The organism is Flavobacterium glycines (assembly GCF_900100165.1).
In the GTDB taxonomy this organism is placed as follows: domain Bacteria; phylum Bacteroidota; class Bacteroidia; order Flavobacteriales; family Flavobacteriaceae; genus Flavobacterium; species Flavobacterium glycines.
This window is the reverse complement of record NZ_FNEO01000008.1, coordinates 78509-105182: the sequence shown is the minus strand read 5'-3', so window position 1 is coordinate 105182 and position 26674 is coordinate 78509. Positions and strand designations below refer to the sequence as shown.

At 34.0% G+C, this 26674-nt stretch carries 23 protein-coding genes; 13 read left to right on the top strand and 10 right to left on the bottom strand.

Translation table 11 applies throughout. The features are described from left to right. The first annotated feature begins 118 nt into the window (after positions 1-118). From clpB to BLR17_RS14745, 10 genes are all read left to right on the top strand, one after another. Complete coding sequence (clpB, locus tag BLR17_RS14790) at positions 119-2722, top strand: ATP-dependent chaperone ClpB (RefSeq protein WP_066329137.1); 2604 nt, start codon at positions 119-121, stop codon at positions 2720-2722. A 380-nt stretch (positions 2723-3102) separates the two neighbouring features. Beyond that, the gene (locus BLR17_RS14785; RefSeq protein ID WP_066329136.1) at positions 3103-3441 is read left to right on the top strand and encodes a hypothetical protein; all 339 of its coding nucleotides are present in this window, start codon (positions 3103-3105) and stop codon (positions 3439-3441) included. A gap of 25 nt (positions 3442-3466) precedes the next feature. Further along, a complete protein-coding gene (locus tag BLR17_RS14780; protein ID WP_139068394.1) occupies positions 3467-3805 on the top strand; it encodes a hypothetical protein in 339 nt (112 codons plus the stop codon). Then, positions 3798-4721 carry an MvdC/MvdD family ATP grasp protein gene (locus tag BLR17_RS14775; protein WP_066329134.1) on the top strand — a complete coding sequence of 308 codons (924 nt, stop codon included), beginning with the start codon at positions 3798-3800 and terminating at the stop codon, positions 4719-4721. Before BLR17_RS14780 ends, BLR17_RS14775 begins: the two co-directional genes overlap by 8 nt. Then, positions 4718-5080 (top strand): hypothetical protein, encoded by a 363-nt coding sequence (locus BLR17_RS14770; protein WP_066329133.1) that lies wholly within the window; start codon positions 4718-4720, stop codon positions 5078-5080. Before BLR17_RS14775 ends, BLR17_RS14770 begins: the two co-directional genes overlap by 4 nt. Beyond that, the gene (locus BLR17_RS14765; protein ID WP_066329130.1) at positions 5046-5444 is read left to right on the top strand and encodes a hypothetical protein; all 399 of its coding nucleotides are present in this window, start codon (positions 5046-5048) and stop codon (positions 5442-5444) included. Before BLR17_RS14770 ends, BLR17_RS14765 begins: the two co-directional genes overlap by 35 nt. Positions 5445-5653: 209 nt before the next feature. Continuing rightward, the gene (locus BLR17_RS14760; protein WP_066329129.1) at positions 5654-6079 is read left to right on the top strand and encodes a VOC family protein; all 426 of its coding nucleotides are present in this window, start codon (positions 5654-5656) and stop codon (positions 6077-6079) included. Positions 6080-6174: 95 nt separating this feature from the next. Further along, positions 6175-6876, top strand: a complete 702-nt coding sequence (locus BLR17_RS14755) for a DUF3592 domain-containing protein (protein WP_066329127.1) — start codon at positions 6175-6177, stop codon at positions 6874-6876. Positions 6877-6922: 46 nt separating this feature from the next. Then, positions 6923-7273 carry a bleomycin resistance protein gene (locus BLR17_RS14750; protein ID WP_066329125.1) on the top strand — a complete coding sequence of 117 codons (351 nt, stop codon included), beginning with the start codon at positions 6923-6925 and terminating at the stop codon, positions 7271-7273. A gap of 15 nt (positions 7274-7288) precedes the next feature. Further along, positions 7289-7894 carry a hypothetical protein gene (locus BLR17_RS14745; RefSeq protein ID WP_066329123.1) on the top strand — a complete coding sequence of 202 codons (606 nt, stop codon included), beginning with the start codon at positions 7289-7291 and terminating at the stop codon, positions 7892-7894. Between the two features lie 91 nt (positions 7895-7985). On the opposite strand, the gene BLR17_RS14740 is transcribed toward BLR17_RS14745, so the two are convergent. Further along, the gene (locus BLR17_RS14740) at positions 7986-9122 is read right to left on the bottom strand and encodes a PAS domain-containing protein (protein ID WP_066329122.1); all 1137 of its coding nucleotides are present in this window, start codon (positions 9120-9122) and stop codon (positions 7986-7988) included. A gap of 342 nt (positions 9123-9464) precedes the next feature. Here BLR17_RS14740 and BLR17_RS14735 point away from each other — a divergent pair, with 342 nt between their 5' ends. The 3 genes from BLR17_RS14735 to BLR17_RS14725 all read left to right on the top strand — a co-directional run bounded on the left by BLR17_RS14735 (position 9465) and on the right by BLR17_RS14725 (position 11447). Next, positions 9465-10064 (top strand): nitroreductase family protein, encoded by a 600-nt coding sequence (locus tag BLR17_RS14735; RefSeq protein WP_066329120.1) that lies wholly within the window; start codon positions 9465-9467, stop codon positions 10062-10064. Positions 10065-10092: 28 nt separating this feature from the next. Beyond that, the gene (locus BLR17_RS14730; RefSeq protein WP_066329119.1) at positions 10093-10971 is read left to right on the top strand and encodes a DUF808 domain-containing protein; all 879 of its coding nucleotides are present in this window, start codon (positions 10093-10095) and stop codon (positions 10969-10971) included. A gap of 203 nt (positions 10972-11174) precedes the next feature. Further along, positions 11175-11447 carry a DUF4242 domain-containing protein gene (locus BLR17_RS14725; protein ID WP_066329118.1) on the top strand — a complete coding sequence of 91 codons (273 nt, stop codon included), beginning with the start codon at positions 11175-11177 and terminating at the stop codon, positions 11445-11447. Positions 11448-11539: 92 nt separating this feature from the next. On the opposite strand, the gene BLR17_RS14720 is transcribed toward BLR17_RS14725, so the two are convergent. The 9 genes from BLR17_RS14720 to BLR17_RS14680 all read right to left on the bottom strand — a co-directional run bounded on the left by BLR17_RS14720 (position 11540) and on the right by BLR17_RS14680 (position 26674). Further along, positions 11540-14203, bottom strand: coding sequence for a glycoside hydrolase family 3 C-terminal domain-containing protein (locus tag BLR17_RS14720; protein WP_066329117.1), 2664 nt, complete (start codon positions 14201-14203; stop codon positions 11540-11542). Between the two features lie 16 nt (positions 14204-14219). After that, entirely contained in the window at positions 14220-16463 is a 2244-nt protein-coding gene (locus tag BLR17_RS14715; RefSeq protein WP_066329187.1) for a GH92 family glycosyl hydrolase, read from the bottom strand. Positions 16464-16474: 11 nt separating this feature from the next. Then, on the bottom strand, positions 16475-17959 hold the full coding sequence (locus BLR17_RS14710) for an alpha-L-fucosidase (protein WP_066329116.1): 1485 nt from the start codon (positions 17957-17959) through the stop codon (positions 16475-16477). Positions 17960-17989: 30 nt separating this feature from the next. Next, positions 17990-19852: a glycoside hydrolase family 35 protein gene (locus BLR17_RS14705; RefSeq protein WP_066329185.1), complete on the bottom strand. Its 1863-nt coding sequence runs from the start codon at positions 19850-19852 to the stop codon at positions 17990-17992. 43 nt (positions 19853-19895) lie between these two features. Beyond that, complete coding sequence (locus BLR17_RS14700; RefSeq protein WP_066329115.1) at positions 19896-22199, bottom strand: glycoside hydrolase family 20 protein; 2304 nt, start codon at positions 22197-22199, stop codon at positions 19896-19898. A gap of 69 nt (positions 22200-22268) precedes the next feature. Continuing rightward, complete coding sequence (locus BLR17_RS14695) at positions 22269-23282, bottom strand: isoaspartyl peptidase/L-asparaginase family protein (RefSeq protein ID WP_083189511.1); 1014 nt, start codon at positions 23280-23282, stop codon at positions 22269-22271. 39 nt (positions 23283-23321) lie between these two features. Beyond that, positions 23322-24419 (bottom strand): family 10 glycosylhydrolase, encoded by a 1098-nt coding sequence (locus tag BLR17_RS14690; RefSeq protein WP_066329113.1) that lies wholly within the window; start codon positions 24417-24419, stop codon positions 23322-23324. Positions 24420-24448: 29 nt separating this feature from the next. Further along, the gene (locus tag BLR17_RS14685) at positions 24449-25573 is read right to left on the bottom strand and encodes a glycoside hydrolase family 18 protein (protein WP_066329112.1); all 1125 of its coding nucleotides are present in this window, start codon (positions 25571-25573) and stop codon (positions 24449-24451) included. A gap of 33 nt (positions 25574-25606) precedes the next feature. Then, positions 25607-26674, bottom strand: coding sequence for a sugar-binding protein (locus BLR17_RS14680; RefSeq protein WP_066329111.1), 1068 nt, complete (start codon positions 26672-26674; stop codon positions 25607-25609).

Genomic DNA, 26674 nt, shown 5'->3' with positions numbered 1-26674 from the left:
ACTGATAAAAATCAGCTTTTAAATGTCTTTTTGTCCTTAAATTTACTATGGAATATAATTTGTCCCAACCTCTTGCAAAGTTAAGTAATATTAGTTGAAACAAAATCTATAAAACAAAATGAACATCAATAAATTTACAATCAAATCGCAGGAAGCCATTCAGCATTCGCAACAATTGGCTCAAAGTAATGGTCAGCAACAAATAGAAAACGAACACATTTTCAAAGCTATTTTTGAAGTAGACGAAAATGTAGCTCCTTTTATTTTGAAAAAGTTGAACGTCAATGTACCGCTGTTTTTACAGGTTCTAGACAGCACGATTCAAAGCTTTCCAAAAGTTTCCGGAGGTGATATCATGCTTTCCAGAGAAGCCAATAAAGCCTTAAACGAATCTGAAATTATTGCACAAAAAATGAACGATGAATATGTTTCTATCGAACATTTGATACTGGCTATTTTTGCATCCAAATCTAAGGTGGCTCAAATCTTAAAAGATCAGGGCGTTACCGAAAAAGGACTAAAATCAGCCATTGAAGAATTACGTAAAGGAGAGAGAGTAACTTCTGCTTCTGCCGAGGAAACTTACAATTCACTAAATAAATACGCTAAAAACCTGAACGAATTAGCTCGCAGCGGTAAACTGGATCCGGTTATTGGTCGTGACGAAGAAATTCGACGCGTATTGCAAATTTTAACCCGACGCACTAAAAACAACCCAATGCTGGTAGGTGAACCGGGTGTGGGTAAAACAGCTATTGCCGAAGGTTTGGCACACCGTATTGTAGATGGTGATGTACCGGAAAACCTAAAAGAAAAAATCGTGTACTCGCTGGATATGGGAGCTTTGATTGCGGGCGCAAAATACAAAGGAGAATTTGAAGAACGTTTGAAATCGGTGGTAAAAGAAGTGACTTCAGCCGAAGGGGATATTGTTTTATTCATTGACGAAATTCACACGCTGGTAGGTGCCGGAGGTGGCGAAGGCGCTATGGATGCGGCTAATATTTTGAAACCGGCTCTGGCTCGTGGAGAACTGCGCGCTATTGGGGCTACTACTTTGGACGAATACCAAAAATATTTCGAAAAAGACAAAGCCCTTGAAAGACGTTTCCAAAAAGTACTGATTGACGAACCCGATACCGAAAGTGCTATTTCGATTTTGCGTGGTATCAAAGAAAAATACGAAACACACCATCAGGTACAAATCAAAGACGAGGCGATTATAGCTGCAGTAGAATTATCACAACGCTATATTACCAATCGTTTTTTACCGGATAAAGCCATCGACTTAATGGACGAAGCTGCTTCTAAAATCCGTATGGAAATCAATTCAAAACCGGAAGAATTGGACGTTTTGGATCGTAAAGTAATGCAGTTAGAAATCGAAATCGAAGCTATCAAACGTGAAAAAGACGAAACCAAATTAAAAACACTGGGCTTAGAATTGGCCAATTTAAAAGAAGAACGCAATAAGATTTTTGCCAAATGGAAATCGGAGAAAGACATTGTCGATAACATTCAGGCTGAAAAAGCACAAATTGAAAATTTAAAATACGAAGCCGAGCGTGCCGAACGTGAAGGCGATTACGGAAAAGTAGCCGAAATTCGTTACGGAAGAATCAAAGAAGCACAGGAACAATTAGACGCTTTACTAAAAGAATTACAGGAAAATCAATCCGGTTCTTCATTGATTAAAGAAGAAGTAACCCGTGAAGATATTGCCGAAGTGGTGGCTAAATGGACCGGAATTCCGGTGGTAAAAATGCTACAGGGCGAAAGAGAAAAACTCCTGCATCTGGAAGAAGAACTACACCGTCGTGTGGTAGGTCAGGAAGAAGCTATCGAAGCGGTGAGTGATGCTGTACGCCGTAGCCGTGCCGGATTACAAGATCTGAAAAAACCGGTTGGTACTTTCTTATTCCTTGGAACCACGGGTGTGGGTAAAACCGAATTAGCAAAAGCGCTGGCTGAATATCTGTTTGACGATGAAAACGCCATGACCCGTATCGATATGAGTGAATACCAGGAACGTCATGCGGTAAGTCGTTTGGTAGGTGCGCCTCCGGGATATGTGGGTTATGATGAAGGTGGGCAATTGACCGAAGCCGTGCGTAGAAAACCTTATTCAGTAATTTTGCTGGACGAGATTGAAAAAGCCCATCCGGATACCTTTAACATCCTATTGCAGGTATTGGACGAAGGCCGTTTGACAGACAATAAAGGACGTTTGGCCGATTTTAAAAACTCTATCATCATTATGACTTCTAATATGGGAAGCCAGATTATTCAGGAGAAATTTGAGAATCTAAAAGGTGGTATTGAAGCCGCTACCGAAGCTGCAAAAACAGAAGTATTGGGATTATTGAAACAAACCGTTCGTCCGGAATTCATTAACCGTATTGACGAAATCGTTATGTTTACGCCGTTAACCAATGCCAATATTGCGCAAATTGTAGGCTTACAATTGAAATCTGTTACCAAAATGCTGGCACAACAAGGTATTACGATGGATGCTACTCCGGAAGCGATTGCTTACTTATCCGAAAAAGGATTCGACCCGCAGTTTGGTGCCCGTCCCGTAAAACGTGTGATTCAAAGAGAGGTTATGAACCAGTTGTCTAAAGAAATCCTAGCAGGTAAAATCACTACCGACAGTATCATTCTTTTAGATGCCTTTGATGGTCAATTGGTTTTTAGAAATCAAAGTGAGGCAGTTAATTAATAGTCATTGCGAGCGATAGCGAAGCAATCTCACTATCAAAGTCAAACTAACACCAGTCCTAACCGATTGGTGTTTTTTTTATTTAGGAGCAAAACGATTGTTTTTCATAACAACTTCCCTCCTGCTTCCCGATAGCTATCGGGACGCTCTATCTCTTGCGTCCGCTATCGCTTCCTCAAGAGGATGCCGCTTCCATCAGGGCTAGAAAGAAGATTTATCCTTATTAAAAACGTATCAAAAATTATCTTACAAATAAAACTTTTGTAAGGGAAAATAAATATATTAGCTAAATAATAATAGTCTCTTTTATGGTACAAAACTATTCAATTTTGGATAGATTGGCACCAATCCATTTTAATATATATTCTATAAATCCGATTATGAATCCACTAATTTTACAATATAGCGAAAAATCAAATGCTGATAATTTTGATTTTTCCAAAATTGAATATAGTTCAAAATTAAACTTAACCGTTGACAGAAAAACTGGTCTTCCTGCAATTGACTATTTGAATATGTCAACCGAAACTTTCACAAAAACCCACAATGAATCATCCGATTGCGATAGCGAAAATATGGGTTTAATGATGGGGACACTAACTCATACATCTTATGAACTTGAGAGTAGTGATGATGATTCAAGTTTTAACTCCATTAAACAAATGATGGGAACCAATTCTTTCACTTTTATTTCTCAAGAAGCAACAGACAATGACTGATAAGGCAAACCGTAAAATTCCAATTATGAACCCGTTAATCTTACAATATACTGAAAGAGCTAATAATGACAATTTTGACTTTTCCCAAATAGAGTATAGTCCCAAATTAAACCTGACCATTGATAAGAAAACAGGACTTCCGGCTATTGATTTTCTGAATATATCAACAGAAACTCACACACGAACTTATAATGAATCATCAGATTGTGATAGCGAAAATATGGGCTTAATGATGGGTACAGTAACACATACGTCGTATCAAATTGAAGGTAGTGATAATGATGCGAGTTTCAATGCTGTTAAGTCAATGATGAGAACATCTTCTATAACATTAGTATCTCAAGAAGCAACAGACAATGACTAATAAAACAATTTTAATCATAACTCATAAAGAGGATTATACCAGTGATTTTGTGATTAACAAATTGAACCTAAGAAACGTAAAGTATAAAAGATTCAATTGTGAAGACATAATCAACAAAAATTACAAAATCGACAACAATTTTAAATTAGAGTTTGATGGCGAAACTAATTTTGGTTCAGTATGGTTTAGAAGAACAAAGTTACCTATCATTGAAAATCAAAATTTAGCTGAAAAAGCTTATTTGTTAAGCGAATATGAATCATTATTGAAAAATTTATTTTCTACTATTGATGCAAAATGGCTAAGTAATCCTTTTAGTATTTATCAGGCTGAAAACAAATTATATCAATTAAGACTTGCCAAAAGCTTGGGATTCAAAACACCAAATACTTTGGTTACTAATTCTAAAGAGGATTTAAAAACGTTTTATTTTAATAACTCAAAAAGTGTAATCATAAAACCTTTATCGCAATCAAGGATTAACAACAATAACGAAACAGAGTATATTTTTACTAATATTTTAAAAGAATCACACATTGAAGAGCTAGAAAAATACGATTTGACACCTTGTATTTTTCAGGAAAAAATAGAAAAGTCAATTGAATTGCGTGTAACTGTGGTTGGGAAAAATGTATTCACAGCAGGTGTCAATTCTCAAATATTAGAAGCAACTAAAACCGATTGGCGAAAAGAAAAATTAGAATTCTATCCAGAAGAAATTCCTAATGATATAAAAGAAAAGTGTATTTCGTTGGTTAAAATGTTGAATCTTAAATTTGGAGCAATAGACTTAATCAAAGATAAAGAAGGCAATTATATTTTTTTAGAAATTAATCCCAATGGACAATGGGCTTGGATTGAAAATGAAACCGGCTTAAATATTTCCGATTCAATAATAAACGAACTATTATCATGAAAAATTTCTTGGAGAGTATTGGTGTTATTTCTATAAAAAAAGAAGAAGAACCTAATAGTTATAATCACAAAGATTATAATTTAAAAAAAGAATCAGATTCAGACAAAATAGTAGTGCACAAAGAATTTTTAAAATCTATTTTAGAAGAAGAAAACAATCGTCTTGGTTTTATTGAAAATAAAACATCACAAATCATTTCTCAAACAAGCATAGTTTTCTCATTATTAGGCTTATTTGTTCCTATAATAATGGATAGATTTGAAAGTACATCACTTTTCCTTAAAATTTCAATAATTGGTTTGTTACTAGTTACTTTTTTGTTTTTTGTTTTATCTTTTATCAATAACAAACGCTCTTAAAAATTTTGACATAAAAAAATTCAAATATCCCCGTGCTAACCCTGTAAATGTTCTAGATTTTAAAACAAACACAATTGAACAATTTAATGCTGAACTTGTTAGAGATTATCTTTACTCTATTGACAAAGCTGTTAAGATAAATAATGAAAAAGGAACAAATTTATTACATGCACACAAAGCTTTCAAACTTGGCATTTTTCTAACAGGAATGCTAGTGATGTTTGTTTGCTCAATATTGTTTTTTACAAAAAAAGAAAATTCAAGCATAACAATTCAGCATCCTATTGAAATTAAAAATTTAGATTCTATGTTAAAAAAGAATAGACCTTTAATAATTATTCAAAAAGACACCAAAAAAAATTAGATTTAAAAGAAGATATAATCACGATAGGTGGAAATGTTTTCCGTGCCCGCAACAGTGAGCAAATAATATCAACCAGCGTAAATCATGTGGAGATGCTTCCTTCGTCAGCATGACAAGATTGTGGAAAATTGAGATGCACAAAAACCGAAACATAAATACTTCCCGGCTTTGCATTCTATGATAAAAAACAACTTAAAAAAATATAACTTATGGCACTTATTAATCCGCATATTAATTTCAATGGAAATGCCGAAGAAGCATTCCTTTTTTACAAATCGGTATTTGGTGGAGAATTTACAAATATTATCCGTTTCAAAGACATCGCAAACTCTGAATACCCAATACCTGAAAAGGAATTAAATAAGATCATGCACATTGCTTTACCCATTGGTAATAACACTTTAATGGCTAATGACGTTCCGGAAAGTATGGGACGGGTAAACGAAAATGAAAACAGGTCTAAAATATCGATTAGTGCCGAAAGCCGTGAAGAAGCCGACAAATTATTCAACGGGCTTTCAGCAGACGGAACTATTGAATGTCCAATCGATAACAGTCCCTGGGGTTCTTATTTTGGAATGTTCAGGGATAAATTTGGCATTGAATGGATGATTGATTTTACTCCAAAAGTATAACTAGAAGCCTCTTTTGGGTTGCTTTTTGTGACCTTTAGAATTGTTTATAATTAATTTTAAAACCTATATTTGTAGTAAATTTCTATATTCAAAACATGAAAACTAAATCAAATTTTTTTCTATACCTGTTTGGAATCATTGGCTTCATTTTATTCGGAGTTGCTCTTTATCTTTATTTGGATAAACAAGCTTTTTTGGATAAAGCGGAAACCTCTCAAGGAAAAGTTATCGAATTACTCCGCACAAAATCAGATAATTCAATATCTTATCGTCCGGTTGTTGAATACATAACCAAAAAAGGAATAAAAATCGAATTCAGTTCTTCTCTTAGCAGTAATCCTGCTAGTTATAATGTAGGAGAAAATGTCCCGGTTTTATATGACCCAATAAATCCTAATAAAGCTGAAATTAATGGCTTTAAGGCTTTATATCTTGGTCCTCTAATTGTAGGAACTATAGGGATTGTATTCTTTCTTATAGGTTTTATGGCTATCCGATCTTCTTATTTAAAACAAAAAGAATCAAAATACTTACTTAATAATGGTAAACGTATTATTACCAAATTTGAGAACGTACAACACAATAAGAGTACGGAATCTAATGGTAGAAATCCTTTCCAAATTTGTAGTCAATGGCTCAATCCAAATACAAATGAAGTATATATTTTCAAAAGTGATGATATTTGGTTTGATCCTACCGATTTTATTAAATCTGAAGAAATAAAAGTTCTTATAAACCCGGATAATCCAAAACAATACATCATGGATACTTCTTTCTTACCCAATCTTAAAAATTAATTCTTTGTTAGAACAATAACAGAACTATTTTAATACAAAGTATACTATGCTCACGGCCATCATTCCAAAATTACCCATGCGCGATAAAAATGCTACCAAAGCTTTTTACATTGACCAATTAGGTTTTACTGAAATTGGGGATTATGGGGATTATTTGTTGCTCAAAAAAGACAACATCGAAATTCATTTTTTTGAATTCAAAAGTCTGAATCCTGAAGATAATTACGGTCAGGTGTATATTAGAACTCATGCTATTGCAAGTTTATACCAATCTTTATTGGATAAAAAAGTCAGTATCCATCCTAATGCTCCTTTGCAAAACAAACCCTGGGGGCAAAAAGAATTTGCATTACTGGATCCGGATAATAATTTGTTGACTTTTGGAGAAAGCCTTTAATTAAATTTTACAAAAATGAATAAAACATTTCTATCTCTTACTTTTCTATTTGTTATCAATTCCTTTTTCGCTCAACAAACCACAACCTTATTTTTTAAAGATGGTACTTCTAAAACAGGAACATACAAAATAAAATCCCGAAATTTAATTGATATGTCTTCCAACCTTGTCTTTTTTAATAAAAAAACAAATGAAAGCTATCTTATTGATACTATTACCGATGTTGTTATTTCCAGAGACACAGAGAAAGAATACTACGAAGTAATTGATGTTAAGAAAAACTTTGACGACAAAAAAACAGAAAAGAAATTAGGATTCCTCGCCTATTCAAGTCCGAAAGTGAATATGTATTATATTGCCGAAACAATCCATTCCGGAGGTGCTATTGGAGTATTTACGATGAATTATGGCTATAAAGAGACTTATATCAAAAAAAGTAAAGATGCTATTGCTTACAATATGGGTTATATTTATGGAGCTGGAGAAAGAGGCATAAAAAAAAGAGTAAGAGATTATTTCTATGACTGTCCTAAACTTGTAGAATTAGTAGATAATGATAATATTGACAAACACAACACCTTTCAAATGGTAAAATATTATGAAGAAAATTGTGCTGAATAATTACAATTTTAAAAGTAAATTAGAATTTTTGATTTCTATCAATTAACATAGAAATCATTAAAAAACATCATTGATTCTAAAGAATTTGCTATTATTTTTTCTTCCAGGCTTTAAAAAAAGGTTTTGTATTACCAATTATTTTTTTATTCTTTTTACCATAATCTTGATTCAATTGCCTTGTAAAATCATCCAGTTCTTTTGAAACGGAATGAATATAATCTACGTATTCATGACAGTTGATTTCATCAAAATTTTCAGTTTTTAAAAGGTTACTTAAACCCAAAAGATTCGCTACAGGTTTTCTTAACACATGAGAAATATCAAACATTATCTGTTCAAGATCTTTTTCATGCTCTATTAAATTACTTATGTTTTGAATACTGCCATACCATATGACTTTTCCATCCTTTGTTTTTTCAGGTTTTGCCTTTCCTAATTGCCATTCTGTTCGGTTTTTAGAAACTTTGATTCTGTAAGCTATTTGCCATTCCTCAAAATTAATTAAGGCTTCATTTATACTTTCTTTGACATGAGGTAAATCATCCGGATGAACAAAATCATAAAACGTTTCCGGTGATTTTTTCAAAAAGTGCGAATTAAATTGATTAAATCCGCTATTTATTCCTTTGCTTAAAAAATCAAATTCAATCCCCCCTTTTTCATCTATATGCAATTGAAAAATAATACAGGGAGCTAAATCAGTAAGCTTTTTTAATTTTAAAGCATTTAATTCAATTTTATTATTCTGTAATAAAATTAACTTTCTCGCATTAAGGAAATCCATCGCTTTTTTGGATAGAATCTGTAATACTCTTTTTTGAACCTTTGTTATTTTTCTAGGAACAACATCTACAACACACAGCGTTCCCAGAACATATCCTCTTGGAGTAACTAATGGCGCCCCAGCATAAAAACGTACTCCATTTTCCCCTTTAGTAAATGGATTATCCTTGAATTTAATATCCAATAAAGCATCTTCTACTACTAAAACATCTGAAGGATTACTTATGGCATGTTGACAAAATGAATCTTTCCTATTCACTTCTTTCAAATCAAAACCATATTTTGATTTGTGCCAGGTACGTTCTTTGTCAACCATTGTTATTAATGACATTGGAGTATTACAAACAACAGAAGCAATTTCTGCCAGTTCATCCAGCTCTACTTCTGGTTTAGTATCTAAAATATGGTAACGGTACAACTCTTTTAATCTTAATTGCTCATCCATACTTATAAAATATTAGATTGAATACTAATTTGGATTTTTTTAAAACTTAGGTGAAGTCTTTAACGTAAATATACGAAAAAACTCAGGAGTTTCATCGAATTTTATAAAGTTTATTATTACATTTTTTTTACAAAATAACAGATAATTAATAGTAAGCACTTTAAACAAAAAGCAACATTAATATAAGATTAGGAAGGCTATTTCTTCTTAATAAAAAATGCTTTCTTAAATCTGCTATAGAATAAAATTCTTGAACAGGAGAACTTTTTACTTTAGATTAGCACTTTTCAAATCACATAAATGACTTAAATTTGCAGGAACACAATAAGTAAAAATACAATCATGAATATTTTAGAATTAATTCAAAAAAGATATACTGCTAAACATTACCAATCAGACAAAGTAATTCCACAGGATAAAATTGAAGAATTGAAAGAAATTTTACGTCTTACGCCTTCTTCCATCAACATTCAGCCGTGGAAATTTACTTTTGTACAAAATCCGGAAATGAAGTCCAAATTAGCTGCTGTTTCGATGCATAATACTGAGAAAATTAATCAGGCACATTTATTAGTAGTCTTTAGTGTAGCGGATGATTTGGATGCTTTTCAAAAAGTGGTGGATGAAGAATTACCGGCTGCCAGAAGAGACTGGTATAATAAAATTAAAGCCAGTACTCCCGAAGCCGAATTAAAAACATGGCTTGCCAAACAAGTCTATATTGCTCTGGGAGTGGGTTTAACAGCCAGCATAGCCTTAGGTTTGGATTCTACAGCAATGGAAGGCATTGAATCCGATAAATACAGTGCTATTTTAGGAATGACCGAATACAAACCACTATTTGCAATGGCGGTAGGTTATGGTTCAAAAGATGATTTTAACCGTATTGAAATCACACCAAAATCGAGAAGGTCTTTAGAAAATGTAATTGAATCTATTTAATTTTTTGTAACAACTTATTAAATCACAAATGGCATCAGGTTTTTTCGCATTATTGGATGATATTGCAGCAATTATGGACGATGTAGCCGTAATGAGCAAAGTGGCTGCTAAAAAAACGGCGGGGATTTTAGGAGATGATTTAGCCGTAAATGCCGAGAAAGCGTCCGGCTTTGCTTCTTCCAGAGAATTGCCTGTTTTATGGGCTATCAGCAAAGGTTCGCTTATCAACAAAATCATTATTCTTCCCATAGCTTTTTTGTTAAGTGCGTTTTTTCCTTTAGCAATTGTGATTATTTTAACTCTGGGCGGATTGTATTTAGCTTATGAAGGTGCCGAAAAAATATACGAGTTCTTTTTTCATAAGCATCATAATAAAATAGAAATCACTGAACAAACTTTTACTGAAGACGAAATTTTAGCCCTCGAAAAAGACAAAATAAAGTCGGCTATTGTTACTGATTTTATTTTGTCGGTAGAAATTGTAATTATTGCCTTAGGCACAGTAATTGAAAAAACACTAAGCTCGCAAATAATAGTAGTATCTATCATTGCTCTCCTGGCTACTGTGGGGGTTTATGGAATTGTAGCTTTGATTGTTCGTATGGATGAAGTGGGATTAAAACTAATTTCAATCAGCAGAAAAGAAAAAAGCACAGCCAAATTTATTGGAAATATGCTTGTTCAGGCTTTACCTAAAGTAATTAAAGCTTTAAGCATTATCGGAACCATTGCCTTAATTATGGTTGCCGGAGGAATCTTTGCCCACAATATTGGCTATTTACAACATTTTGCTCCTCAATTACCCGCAATAATCAAAGAATTTACCATCGGATTAATCTTCGGATTCATAACTCTAGGCATTGTAAACCTATTTAAAAAATTATTTAAAAAAAGATTCATTTTTTAGTTGTTAACCGCTAAAAAAACATTTTTTCACAATCTACTTGCTTTGTAAACAATCCGCTTTTATTTTTCGTAACTTAGCTTTAAACAGAATAAAACACTTTAATTTTCAATGTTTTAACTGTAAAGTGGAGATCAGAAACCACTCAAAAAAACGGGGCGTAACCGAAAAGCCTAAAGAGTAAGTTCATTTAAAATTGAAGCACAATGCCTAAGTACGTTATTGAAAGAGAAATTCCTGATGCAGGAAAATTAAATGCTGAGCAATTAAAAGCAATTTCACAAGCTTCTTGTGGAGTATTACTTAAAATGGGATCTGAAATTCAATGGGTTCACAGTTATGTAACAGATAACAAAATCTATTGTGTTTACAATGCGCCAAATGAGGAAATGATTCTTGAACACGCTAAACAAGGAGGATTTCCTGCCAATTCAATCAGCAAAGTTTCAGCTATCATTGACCCCGTCACCGCTGAATAATTCATTAAAAAAATCAAAGGCTGATTCTTAAACTACAAGAACAGCCTTTTTTGCAATCCAGCTTTAAAACAGCTTATAAAAAATTAAAACAATTACTCATCTGCTACTCTAAACTTCAATTTTTTCAAATCAAATGAATTTCCTCCCACCATGACTTCAAAATCACCTGGTTCAACAACTCTTTTCATTTCTCGGTTCCAAAGTGATAATTCATCTGGTGTTAATGTAAACTCAACACTTTGCGTTTCTCCTTTTTTGATGAATATTCTTTTAAATCCTTTCAATGTTTTTTCTGGTGTTGTAGTACTACTATAAACATCATTAATGTAAAGTTGTACCACTTCTTCTCCATCTCTGTCACCAGTATTTTTCACATCCACTGCTACTTTAACTTCACCATCAGTTTTAATTTCGGTAGCATTCAATTTTAAATTAGAATATTCAAAAGTGGTATAACTTAAGCCGTAACCAAAATTGAATAACGGATTTTCGCTTTCGCTAACATATCTGTGAATGGCAGATGGTTTTTGGTTGTAATAAATTGGTAATTGTCCAACCGATTTAGGAACTGTAATAGGCAATCTTCCCGCAGGATTGTAATCACCAAATAGTACATCAGCTACTGCTCTACCACCTTTCTCACCTGGAAACCAAGCTTCCACAATAGCCGGGATATTTTCGGCAATCCAGTTAGTTGATAAAGGACGACCGTTCAATAAGACACAAACAACAGGCGTTCCGGTTTTTTGAATGGCTTCAATCAATTCCTGTTGCATTCCGTGTAAATTCAAATCGGCAACATCTCTGTTTTCTTCCACTAATTCGTTTGATTCTCCTAAAACAACAACGGCAACATCCGCTTTTTTAGCAGCATCAATAGCAGGTTGTAAATTTACTTTTTCCAGATTCCAACGCAAATGGGCTCTGGCTCCCCAGCCTCCTTCCCACATTTCGATGCGTACTTTGTATTTTTTTCCTGCTTCAATATTTTTTGGAGTGGTAACAATACTTGTAGCTCCTTTTGTCCAGTTGTCTATTACCAATTGATCGTCAATCCACATTCTGATTCCGTCATCTGAACTTAAGCCTAACCATCCGTCAAAAGCTTTATCTGATTGAATATAACCTGTCCAACGAATAGAAAAATCATCCACATTTACACCATCACCTGGAGCCCATGGCCAATCAAACTCTAATTGACTATCGATACGAGTCAATGCCGGAGTCCCTTCTAATTCTCTGTTATTAAAATATTCTCCTTTTAATCCGTTATGAGATCCATCTGAAGTAAATAAATATTTAGAAGGAATTGCCTGCCCTTTTATAATCAACGGTACACCTTCTTCATAAACCACATTAGCTGTTTTTCCAACCAATTGCTGAATGCCTTCATAAACCGTCATTCCAACACTATTCTTAGGAGAATAACCTCCTAATCTTGATGCATTAGCATTGGGTCCAATAACGGCAATATTTTTAAGGTCTTTATTTAATGGAAGAAGATTGTTTTCATTTTTCAATAAAACCATCGATTTTTGAGCTGCTTCTAAAGCAACTGCCTGATTTTCTTGTGTATGAAAACGCAATTTAATCAAGTTTTTATCAGTATAAGGATTTTCAAATAAACCTAATAAGAATTTCAATCGTAAAACATCTCCCGCGGCACGGTCAATATTTTCCATTGTTAATTTCTTTTCATTTACTAATTCAACAATTGTGTTTTGCCAAAATTCATTTGAAAAATCATAAAACTGCATATCCACTCCTGCCGAAACCGCTTCTCTGATACTTTCTTTTGGAGAATCAGACACTTTATGAGTCGTTTGAATATATTTAATAGCTCCTAAATCGGATACAACAAGTCCTTTGAAACCCCATTCATTTCTCAAAACATCCGTTAATAACCAATGATTTGCAGCACAAGGAATTCCGTCTAATTCTGAATACGCACACATCGTTCCTAAAGCACCACCTTTTCTAAAGGCTTTTTCGAAAGAAGGCAAATGATCTTCACGAGCCGAACGTTCTCCAACCAAAATTGGCGACGAATTTCCTCCTGCCTGTGGAATACCGTGAACCGCAAAGTGCTTTGGTTCAGCAATAATAGAACGATCTGATTTTAAATCATTTCCTTGTAATCCTTGGATAAATCCTAAACCAATTTCACTATTCAGATAAGCATCTTCACCAAAAGTTTCAGCAACTCTTCCCCATCTTGGTTCACATCCTAAATCTAAGTTAGGTCCAAAACCAAAATGAACACCATGAGCTCGGGCTTCACTTCCGATAACGCCTCCTACTCTTTTCATCAAGGCAGTATCCCAAGTTGCTCCAAGTCCAATGTTCATTGGGAACGCTGTACTTCCTTCGTCTAAATAGCCGTGAAGCATTTCACACATAATTAAAGCCGGAATTCCCCAACGGTTGCCTTTGATTACATTAGTCTGTAAATCATTAATCATTTTGGCCGAACGCGGATATAGGTCATGAATTGCTCCAATTCCTAATTTCCCTATTTTTTCAGCCGATTTAGACTTAGCAAAATCTTCTTTTTCTTTAAAAAAATCACCTCTGTACATGTCCATCTGACGTACTTTTTCTTCCAGAGACATGCGGCTTAACAAGTCTTTTACTCTTTCCTCAACAGGCAATTTAGAATCCTGATAAGGATATTTTTTTTGAGCAAAGCCGGCTTGACTAAAGCCTACAGCCATCACAAAAAGAATTGCTGTTTTTTTAATTTTTAATTCTAACATATTTTAGGCGTATTTTTTAATTCTGTATCACTTTCAAAGTTTTTCCATTTACCAAATTGTCATGAGAAATGAAAAAAGTATTTAGTGGTTTACCGTTCAATTGTATTGTATTGATTTTTCCCTCAGGGTTACCTTGTCTCTCGATTACAATACTGTCACTTTTGTAATATTGTGGATCTAATTTAATCGTTACTTTATCAAACATTGGTGCAGTTATCGTATAAACAGGTTCTCCGGGTACAATTGGGTAAATTCCCATCATTGAATACACTAACCAAGCCGACATTGTTCCGGTATCATCATTTCCTGGCAATCCTTTTGGTTTATTTTGGAAATATTCACGCACCAGTCTTTTTACATTTTCCTGAGCTTTGAACTCCTCACCTTTCACATAATTAAACAAATACGGATTAGCAATATCCGGTTCATTAGCCATATCAAATTGTTTGCTATCAAAGATTTTCTGCAATTGTGCCGAAAAGGCTTTATCCCCTCCCATTAATCTTTTTAATCCATTGATATCGTGCGGAACCATAAAATTATATTGCCACGCATTACCTTCGATAAAACCAACATTTTCTTCAAAATTTGCTCCCGAATTTGGATCAAAAGGCTCGTACCAGTTTCCATTAGCTATTCTTGGACGAAGTAAGTTTAGTTTATTATCAAATAATTTTCGGTATGATAAGGAACGTGTTTTAAAACGTTTTGCATCGGCTTTTTTACCTAAAGCATCCGCTAAAAGTGAAATAGCATAATCGGAAATATTGTATTCCTGAGTTGTAGAAACCGGACCTCTGTTATCCGTAGTTAAAAAACCTTTTTGAATATAATCTTTTAATCCCGGACGAAGCGGATTATTCTCCATTTGATCGGCTCCTTTCAACATCGCTTTATACGCTTTCTGAACATCAAAATCACGGATTCCTTTCAGATAAGTATCCGCAATTACAATACTTGCAGGATCGCCCACCATAGTAAATGTTTCGGTTGAATTCAATTCCCATTTAGGCAACCAGCCGTTTTCATCATACATTTGAATCATACTTTTCACCATATCCGATTGTTGTTTTGGATACACCAAAGACATCAACTGATGCAAGTTTCTATACGTATCCCATAGTGAAAATACGGTATAACGAGTACCTTCGGTTTTACCTATTTTACTTCTTTTGATTTCCGGAAATTCACCATTAAAATCATTTAAAGTATTGGGGTGAATTAATGTGTGATACAAAGCGGTGTAAAATATCGTTTTGTCATCTTTAGAACCTCCTTCAACTGCAATTTTAGATAATTCTTCGTTCCACTCGTCATAGGTTTCTTTGTAAACAGTTTCAAAAGCTTTATCACCCACTTCTTTTGCTAAGTTTTCACGTGCGTTTTCGATACTTACATACGAAATACCAATTTTCACTTCAACCGTTTCTTCTTTGTCGAATTTATAGGTAAAATAACTTCCAATACTATCTCCAACAACCGTTTTGATTGTATTTTCCATCATTCTCGCTTTTCCGTTATAACCCATCCATTGCGCTTCTACTCCATTATATTTAGCAGGTTTTTTCCAAACTCCGAATTTATCAGCAGCTTTAGAAAATTTAGCTACAAAATAAACCGGATAAGCATCTTCGGGACTGTTGTAACAAAATGAACCTACAGAACGCATTCCTTCAATTTCAGTATTCGAAACCACTTTAATCATGGCTCCTTCTTCATTGGTTAAACCAACACCCAGATTTAATAAAACATTCGATTGCCCTTTCGGGAAAGTGAATCGGCTTACACCAACACGTTTTGAAGCAGTAAATTCACCTTTTACTTTGTATTTATCAATGTTTACACTGTAATAAGCTGCTTTGGCTACTTCGTTAGAATAAGTAGAACCGTATTTTAAATGATCTATTTCTACTTCACCAGTGGTGGGCATTAACAAAATAACGCCCAATTCCGGACAGCCAACACCACTTAAATTCACCTGACTAAAACCTGTCAAAAAAGTATTCTCATTTACATACGGATTGGATAGCCATTGACTGTCTTTTTCCAAAGGTCTATTTTGTGGTCCAGAAACATTAAACGGGCTAATACTTGCCATTCCGCGTGGTGCAATAGGCCCAGGAAAAGCCGCTCCATAGTTGGATGTCCCAATTATTGGATTGACAAAATCAGCCGGTTGCTGTGCAGAAATAGTGCTGTTAACAAACAGCATGTACAAAATACATGCTGCCTGAATAATATTTTTATTTTTTAAAACCATAGGTTTCAATCTTAACGGTTTATTGCTTCGATTTTTAAAGTCCAAGCTTCTTTACAAGGCAAATTGTTTCTTAAACTTTCAGGAATTAGTACTTTAAATCCTTTATCAAATTTAGTCCATTTTAGCGCCGTTTTTGAACCTAAAAGCGTAATCTTAGTTCCTTTTTTAGGACTGATTGATTTTACTGTAACTTCAGCCGGAATTTTATTTTCTCCGTCTTTTGCTAAATAAAAAGCATATACATTTCCTGCTTTATTTTGGGTAAAACAGATGTTTTCTTCTTTGTAAGGCTCAATAGGTTTTGTGTTGTAAATCGCTGTGCAGTTTACTTTCATCCAGTCACCATAAGCCTGTAACAAATCATAAGCTGCTTTATCCCACTCTCCTTCAGGACTTGGCGCAATGTTTAATAATAAGTTTCCACCTTTTGCAACAATATCAACTAACATATGAATCCCCTGACGTCCTGTTAAATATTGTGCATCTGGAGTATAAGACCATCCTCCGCCAGCAGGAATACAAGATTCCCAAGGATAAGGCAATGTTTTAGCAGGCACACGTCCTTCTGGAGTTAAATAATTTTGGTTTTTACCATGAACAGCTCTGTCTACCACAATTAAACCTGGTTGTTTAACACGAGCTTTGGCCACCAATTCGTCCATTTTAGGATCCTGATCCACTACTCTGTGTTTAATGAAACCGTTTTTAGATTCGTTTTCTGTAAATTTTTCAGCATAGTTTTCTTTGATGTTTACCTGATCTCTTTTACGAACCCAACCTCCGTCTAACCATAAAATATCTACTTTACCATAGTTAGTCAAGATTTCCATAATTTGGTTATGCGTAAAATCGACATATTTCTGCCATTTTTCAGGGTATAAAGCAGGATCGTAATTTACATTTCTATCAAAAGGAGGAAAATAAGGATCCCAATAATATTCACTATGCCAGTCTGGTTTTGAAAAGTACGCTCCTGTTGAGATTTTTTCGGTTCTGAAAGCATTGAAAACTTCTTTCAAAACGTCAGCTTTAGGGTTTGAATGAAAAGGAACGTCTTTACTAGTGATTTTATAATCAGAATATTTAGTATCATACATATTAAATCCGTCATGATGTTTTGTGGTAAAAACCATATATTTCATCCCGGCATATTTAGCAGCTTTTGCCCATCTTTCAGGGTCAAATTTTACGGGATTAAAAGTTTTTCTTAAACCTTCGTAATCTTTTATGTAATCATTATAATTTGATGGATTGCTGCCTTTTTTACGTTCACACCAGCCATAATCTTCAGGACAAATCGACCATGATTCTACGATTCCCCATTGGCTGTAAGTTCCCCAGTGCATTAACAATCCAAACTTTTTACCTTGCCATTCCTCTAAATTTTTCAATACCAATGGATCGGTTTCCGGTACATAACGCTCATCTTCATAAATGGCTTGAGAAAAGATTTGTACTGAAAACAATAATGCTATGATTGCTATGCTTTTTTTCATTCTTTCGTATTTTAATTCTTAAATCTGTTATTACTTAGTCTCTGTATTTAATGTTTCAAGTATTGGTTGGTCAGTAAATGTTAATTGGGTTTGTGCATTTTCATTTAGTTGTTCTAATACTACAATGCTATTTACTCCTTTATTCAACCAACAACCTGGTAGATACAATGTTTGTTGCGGTCCTATTTTCCAATATCGTCCTAAATTATGTCCGTTTACAAATACTATTCCCTTGCCCCAATCTGACATATCCAAAAAAGTATCAGCCGGTTTATCAATATTTACAATGGATTCGTATATAACTGGTCGCCCTGATTTTATTGTTTCATTTTTAACTGTTGGAACTTCACTCATTGGCATTTTATACATTTCCCAACCTCCGGTAATTTCATACTCATTAATTAATACTGGAGAAATAATTCCTTTGGTATTGTGAACAATTTCGGCTCCATAATTAATTCGTCCCATGTTTTCCACCAAAATTTCTAAAATTCCATTAAAAGGAATGGTAACTACCAACTCGTAGTTTTTGAAAACTCTATTCAACTCACCTGCTTTAACCCCGTTTACATAAACTGTAGCAAAGTCTCTTAATCCCTGGATTTTCAAAGTTCCAGAAATAGGTTGTGTGAATCTTTTTCGATACAAAACATAACCATTACCCTGCCCCAGTTTCTCAAAAGTTAAAGGTTGATCGTTTACAACTGCTTTTTCCTTTTTAATCCAGCTTAAAACATCCATACTTGATTTTACAAGCTGATTAGGAAATTTTGTTACTGGAATTTTCTCAGGTATAGCTGGTAATTTTGTTTTAGAAAATTTTTGCATGACATCACGAATAGCTAAAAACTTTGGTGTTGTCCAACCCGCTTCGCTAATAGGTGCATCGTAATCATAACTTGTAATATCAGGCTGAATATCCATTTCTTCATTATAATTAGCACCAGAAGTAAATCCAAAATTAGTCCCTCCATGAGCCATATAATAATTAAAAGATACGCCGGCTTCCAGGTACTTTTTGGTTTGATTTGCAATTTCTTCAGCAGCTATTTTAACAAATGGTTCTGCCCAATGATCCAACCATCCCGGATAAAACTCCGCTACCATATAAGGCCCTTGTCCTTTATGAAATTTATCAACCTGCTTCTTTAAATTTTCAATATTGGACTCGCCATTAGCAGTTGGCAAAACTCCGTCAACAGCTCCACCTTCAAACAACCAGGTTCCGTCGGAAGTAAAAAAAGGCTCCTGAAAACCAGTGGATTTCAACATATTGTAAATAGCCGTTTTGTATTCCTTATGATCGTTAGCATTGATATCTGTTCTTTGAGAAACATAAGAGCCAAATTCATTTTCGACCTGAACCATAATAATTGGTCCTCCCTGATTAGAAAAAAGTCCTTTTACTTCGGCAGACAAATGTTCCAGATAGCTTTTACAAGCTTCTAAAAATGCTTTATTGTTGGTACGAATTACTAAATCAGGATTATTTTGTAACCACCATGGATAACCTCCAAATTCCCATTCTCCACAAGCATAAGGTCCTGGTCTCAAAATCACATATAATCCTTCGCTTTTAGCTGTACGAATAAATTCGGCCAAATTTTTATTACCTGTTTTAAAATCCCATTCTCCCGGAGCTACTTCATGATAATTCCAAAATACATAAGTCGCCACCGTATTCATTCCCATGGCTTTAAGCATTTGCAATCTATGTCTCCAATATTCTTTTGGAATACGCTCATAGTGCATTTCTCCTGAATGTATTTTAACAATTTTTCCATCCTGTTTGAATTCTCCATTAGCAATAGAAAATCCTTTTGTTTGCGCCTGATTAAAAAGTGGCATCAAACAAATTAATACTATTCCGAGTTTAAATAATAGTTTGTTCATTCTTTGTTCCAAATTATACATTTATAAAACCTAAAATTGAAAGTTACTTCACTACAATTTCATCAAAAAACATAAAGGAACTATCTCCTTTAGGACTCTTTTTTAAATTAGTAGCTACTACTTTTACAAATTTTGCTACAGTAGGTTTAAAGTTCATCTTAAAATCTTTTAATTCTACATAAGAATTGATAGCAAATAGTTGAACTAGCTTTCCAACTTCCTTATAATCAACACCATCTATAGACACAAATACTTTGATCTCAGTAGGAAAATAAATTCCCGCTCCTTGATTTTCTAAAGAACCTAAAGTAACCTCACTAATTGTTTTTGTAGTTTCCAGATCAATTACCACATCCATATCATCAACTAACCAAGCCTGCCATTGTCCGTCGTGGAAATTTTTGCTTCCGCGGATAGCATTTGCAAGAGTGTAATCATCTCCTTTATAATTTGAATTGTAAAGGGTATTGTATTTTACCTTATTGGCAAAGGCTTTGTGAAAAACAATTGAATCAGTAAATGTTTTACCAACTGGTTTATTATCCTGAAATAAAGAAGCTTTTAAAACGGTAGATTCCTTTATTTCAATTGGTTTCATATATTTTACTGCATCAACTTCAATACTTTTATCTCCCAATACATAACGAATATCCGGATTAGGAAACTCATTTTTTAATTCAATTTTTATTGATTTGTTAGCTAAATCAGCTGTTGAAGTTGCAGTTACCAAATAAGCACTCTTTGAATAATTGATTCCTAAATAATCATAACGTTTTAATAAAGGGAATAATCGTGAAGTAAAATCATTCCAGCTACGATTATCTTTTGGACTCCAAAGTGTTTCGGATAAAGCAGCCAACCTTGGAAAAATCATGTATTCTGAATCCTTTGGTGTAGCCAGATATTCTGCCCACAAATTAGCCTGTCCACCCAAAACATGTGCAGCTTCTTTTGGTGACATAGAGTCAACTACAGGATCAAATTTATAGACTTCATTTAAAAAATTGTAAGCATTAAAGGCCAGAGGTTCTTCGTTTTGTGGGCCTTGATAAAAATTAAAATAACAAGGATTTTCAGGTGTCATAATTACATCATGACCTTGATCAGCAGCTTCAATTCCGCCCTTAGTACCTCTCCAACTCATTACTGTAGCATCCGGAGCTAAACCACCTTCTAAAATCTCATCCCATCCTATAACTCTTTTTCCCTTTGAATTGATGTATTTTTCCATACGCTTTACAAAATAACTTTGTAATTCATGGACATCTTTCAAATGTTCTTCCTTAATTCTTTTTTGACAATGAGGACATTTTTCCCAATTAGTCTTAGTTGCTTCATCGCCACCGATATGAATATATTTGGAAGGGAAAATAGCAATTACTTCATCAATTACATTTTGCAAAAATTCAAAAGTCGTTTCTTTACCAGCACAGTAAATATCTGTTAATGGCCAAAGTCCACCGGATGGAACCCCAATTCTTTGATTAAAACAACCCAATTCAGGATAAGAAGCAATAGCGCTACTTACGTGTGCCGGCATTTCGATTTCAGGAATGATTTCGATATTTTTCTTTTGAGCATATTTTACAATTTCTTTCAGTTCTTCCTGAGTTAAAGATCCGCCATAAGTTCCCTTTTCATCAGGATTTGTCGTTAATCTAGCATTCCATATTAAATTTTCCTGATTAACACGCCAAGCACCAACTTCGGTTAATTTTGGATATTTTTTAATCTCCATTCGCCATCCCTGATCGTCTACTAAATGCAAATGCAATACATTCATTTTTAGCATTGCCAAACGGTCAATTGTAGCTTCGATATATGATTTATCGAAAAAATGACGGGATAAATCCAACATTAAACCTCTCCACTGAAAGCGAGGTTCATCAATAATTGTCACATTAGGAACAGACCAATTTACGTTAGCAACTGTTTTTTTACTTTCAATTGCGGTAGGTAATAATTGTCGGATGGATTCCAAAGCATAAATAAAACCGGCATTTTCCTTTGCCGTTATGACGATACTTTTTGAAGTAACGTCTAATTTGTAAGCTTCTCTATTTAAGTTTTTATCAACCTTAAATTCGATGAAATTATTTTTAGGCTTCTTGTTAGAAATTTGAGGTTTCCATCCGGCAGCAAGTTGAAATTTAGCAATCAATGCCTCTGCTATTTCCTTTTGTGCATCCCCTTTTACAATGAATTTGGTCTTTGAAGAAAATTGAAACTTTCCTTGTTTAACTTCTGTTTGAGCAGGTTTAGGTATAATAGCTATGTCTTCCTGTGCCACAACCGAAGTAGTAATCAGAAGTAAAAACAAGGCAATCGTAGTTTTCATTATTCTCATAAATTATTTTTTTTAAAAGGCTTCTATATTCTTTATTTGGCTTTTGTATTGATTATAAAAACTGTAAAATTACTTATCCCAAGTCATTTTAAACTTTGCGTCTTCCATTCGATTTCCTTTTTCGTCATCACAAATCGCGTAATTGAAACCGGAACGCAAACTGTAAGCTCCATGTTCTCCCTTATTATTTAAAGCAATGAAACCTACCTGTAAATACTCCATATCACGGTGGTTTTTATGTTTTTCATAAATACGTTCCGTGATTTCTTTACAAGCTTCATAAGGAGATTTACCCTGACGCATTAATTCGACCACCATAGCGCTTCCGGCTGTTCTAATTACTGCTTCTCCTAAACCGGTTGCAGCTGCGGCTCCTACTTCATTATCCAGGAAAAGTCCCGCACCGATGATTGGGGAGTCACCGACACGTCCATACATTTTCCAGGCTGCTCCGCTGGTCGTACAACCTCCGGCGAGATTACCATCCTCATCTACCATCAACATACTGATAGTATCATGATTTTCAAAATTGATAACAGGTTTGTATTTAGATTCTTCTAACCATTTTTTCCAATCTTTCTCGGCTTCAGGAGTTAATAAATTTTCCTCTTTAAATCCTTCAGAAAGTGCAAACTGTAACGCTCCAGATCCAGACAACATTACATGTGGTGTGTTTTCTAAAACTCTTTTAGCTACCGAAATAGGATGCATAATACCCTCTAAAAAAGATACCGAACCACAATTACTGTTATGATCCATAATACAGGCATCCAAAGTTACTTTTCCTTCACGATCCGGATATCCTCCATAACCAACGCTTCGTACTTTAGGATCAGCCTCTGGAATTCTCAAGCCAGCTTCAAGTGCATCTAAAGCTTTTTTTCCCGTTTTAATTTGCTTCCAAGTTTCCTCATTAGCTGGCAAACCATGATTCCAAGTAGAAATAACAACAGGTTTTTTTACTTTTTTTGAAGCACTTTTTAAAGGAGTCTCTTGCGTAGTCATTCCATTGACTCCTATAAAAGTACCTAAGCCTATGGTTCCTAAAGTAGTTTTTTTAATAAAATTTCTTCTGTTTGACATAGTCTTAGTTTGAGTTAGTAATTAGATTTAGTTTGCAATTTATTTTAGACTTTTTTTAGTAGTTTTGATTACTTTCAAATAAGCATCAGATATGGCATTTCCATCAAAAAATGCTACACCTTTAGCGCCGTTTTCTTTAGCTGTCAAAATAGCTTTTCTTAAATCGGCTTCATTTTCAATTCCAGGAATATAAATTCCTGTATTAACTTTTGTGATTCTTCCTTTTAAATCAGTCACTCCTTGTTTAGTAGCAAAACCTACCCAATTAATTCCTTCATTATAAAAATTATGATAAATCATTGGATAAACCTCATCAATATCCCATTTATCCCAACGCTGACGCACCATATGATCAGCCATTTCCGGATAAGGAAATACAGCAGCTGTTAGAGTTTTTCCATATTTATGGGCAATTTCATAAGCATGATTTACTACATTTCTTATTTGGTTTAAGCGAAATTGCTTCCATTCCATATTAATTTCAGGATGTTCCATTTTTCTTGGATCTCTACCAAATTCCTTCATAAAAGCATTGACACTGGCATCTGAATAATCAAAATCATAATCAGGTAATTCAGTATTTTGAACCAAATTGTATTTTGGTAACAAACCAATTGGTAAAAACACATCAGGATAACGTATATAATCCAAGTGGACACTTTCTACTCCTTTTACTTTAGCCAGTCCTTCTAATAAATCATAAATATGTTGGCGAGCTTCGGGATGACTTGGAGACAACCACTGATAATAATCTACATACGGACGATCATCAAAACAGGATTTCCCGCTTCGGCTCACCATATACCAATCCGGATGTTGCAAAGCAACTTTATCTCCTGGGCGGTTCATAGTCATAATCCAGGCATGAACTCGTAATCCTTCTTTCTTAGCCAATGGAACTAATCTTTTTAACAACTCAGGACTTGTACCCGTGTTGATTAAAACCTCATCAATACCCGCTTCGTGGTATTTTTTAAATTCAACACTATAAGATTCGTCACTACGTTTAGCATCGGCTGAAATCCAAACTCCAAATTCAAAATCCTTTGCTTTTTGCTTCACTTCTGAATTTTGGATTATTTTATTCGAACAAGCCGTGGTAATTAATCCTAAAAATAATAGTTGAATATATTTCATAATTGATTTTCTGTTTAATAGTATTAAAACTATTTTTTCATGCTTTCAAAAAGCGTATTTAACAATTCTTGCTTATTATCCAGACTATATTCCCAGAACATAGCTCCACCTAAACCTTTAGTTTTAATAAAATTTGCTTTCAATTCAATCTCATTTGGTGTTTCATAAGAAATGAAAATGCCTTCTTTTTCATTCCACAAATAAGAAGCCTTGGCTGATTCATCATAAAGCTGTTTGTATTTCCCGGTAGCTATTTCTTCTTTAATTTTCCAATAGGCAATAATCTCAGCACCTGTTTGCGCCGATTGATACAAACCATTATTTTCAGGATTTACTTTAGCCCATTTTCTTCCGTAAAAAGGAATCCCAACAACTATTTTATCGGCAGTTATTCCTGTCTTCAAATAGGCATCAACTGTTTTAGTTAAATTATCTCCACCAAATTTTTCAAATTTTGAAGCATTTAAATTAGCATGATGTCCGGTTTGATACATCCACCCATTATAAAAATCATATCCCATGATATTAATGTAATCCAAATATTTTTGAGCCGCTTTTAAATCGGTATGATCTAAATAATTTTGGTCAGCTCCCGAAGCAATACTTAATAAATAATGAACTTTATCTGAAGTGGTTTGTATTTCTAACTGTTTACGTAATTCGGCAAGTAACAACGTAAAATTCTCTTTATCTGAAGGTCTGAACACATTATCCTCTGCTCTTTGTCCTGGAAATTCCCAATCAATATCAATTCCGTCAAATCCGTATTTTTTCATCAATAGTACCGCACTTTTTGCAAATTGTTCTCTCGAATTTTGATATGCAGCAACATTAGAAAACTGATCAGACCAAACCCATCCACCGATTGAAAATAAAACTTTCAAAGAAGGATTCTGCTTTTTAAGTCCCATCAATGCTTTGATTTTAGCATCATCAGTAGCTAATTCAAATTGAACGTTGCCATTTACAATATTTGCAAAAGCATAATTAACATGAGTTAATTTAGTTGCATCAACCTTGGCTGGATCAAAATCCTCATAACCTGCCACGTACCCAATAATTTTAGTATCCTCTGCTTTGCTCTTCTTTTTAGTTTCTAAAGTAGAACAAGCAAAAAAACAACTGATAATCACTATGTAAAGACTTAATTTCATTCTTTTATTATGCTTTAATTTTCATTAATGGTATCATTTTTCAATAAACTGACCATCTTCTTTGATGATAAAAGTTTTACTTGAAAAAGGACTTTTTACTGATATATTCCAACCAAAACTATGGTTCTCTAATTTAGGAGTTATAACATTTGTACCAACTTTAATCACACTTTTTGTTAATTGATTAATTGCTACGGCCCATTTTTTATTTTTGGCTAAAAATTGTTTCTGTGCTCTGTACAATTCGAACAATTCCCATTTAATTTTTTCATCCTGAGGGATTGTAAAAGTTACTTTATTTCCAATTTCTTTAGAAGTAAAATATACATAACCCCATTTTTCAGGTTCGTGCATGTTTATAACGCCTTGTGGAGACCAAACCCAATTGTATTCCGGTAAATATTTACCTGAAGCATCTTTTTTGCGTTCGTACTTACCGTTTACAATATCGTGTTGCCAATTGACTCTGGAAAAATTCACCCTCCAGAATTTATCTCTCGGAACATTGTCTTCTCCAAAAGATTTTTGATATGAAGCCCATGGAATTGCAATTTCTAAAGTCCAACCTTCGTCAGTATCAGCAGGATTATTTAAGGTTCCCTGAATTTTTACCGCCGATTGTAATCCTGTATTATTCCAATCATTTAGAACGACATTTTTTTCACGATAAGGCTTGGTTAAAAACAAATCCCAAGCCGTATTTAAAGCATTGATTTCTAATTCGTAATAGTTAAAAGTATCACCATCAGGATCAATAAAAACTTCAAAATCATTATTGTAAAATATAATGGTATCGTGTTGTTTCAAATTTGCCCAAACATGTGGTTCTTGAATTTTTGCCAGGATATAATAATTTTTATCATCCCAAAGCATTTTTACCTTTGTATTGAATTTAGGTTTTTCAACACCTTCAATATCAATAAAAGCATCTGTCCACTCTGCTTTTGACCATGATGTTTCTAATTCATCACCGTCAATTTGGATTTTCTCTGATGTTTTGTAAGCTACATAGTTTTTGGGTACAATTCCTTTGGATTGGGCAAAGCCAATAGAGGAAATGAAACCTAAAACAAACACAATACTTTTAATTTTACTAATCAT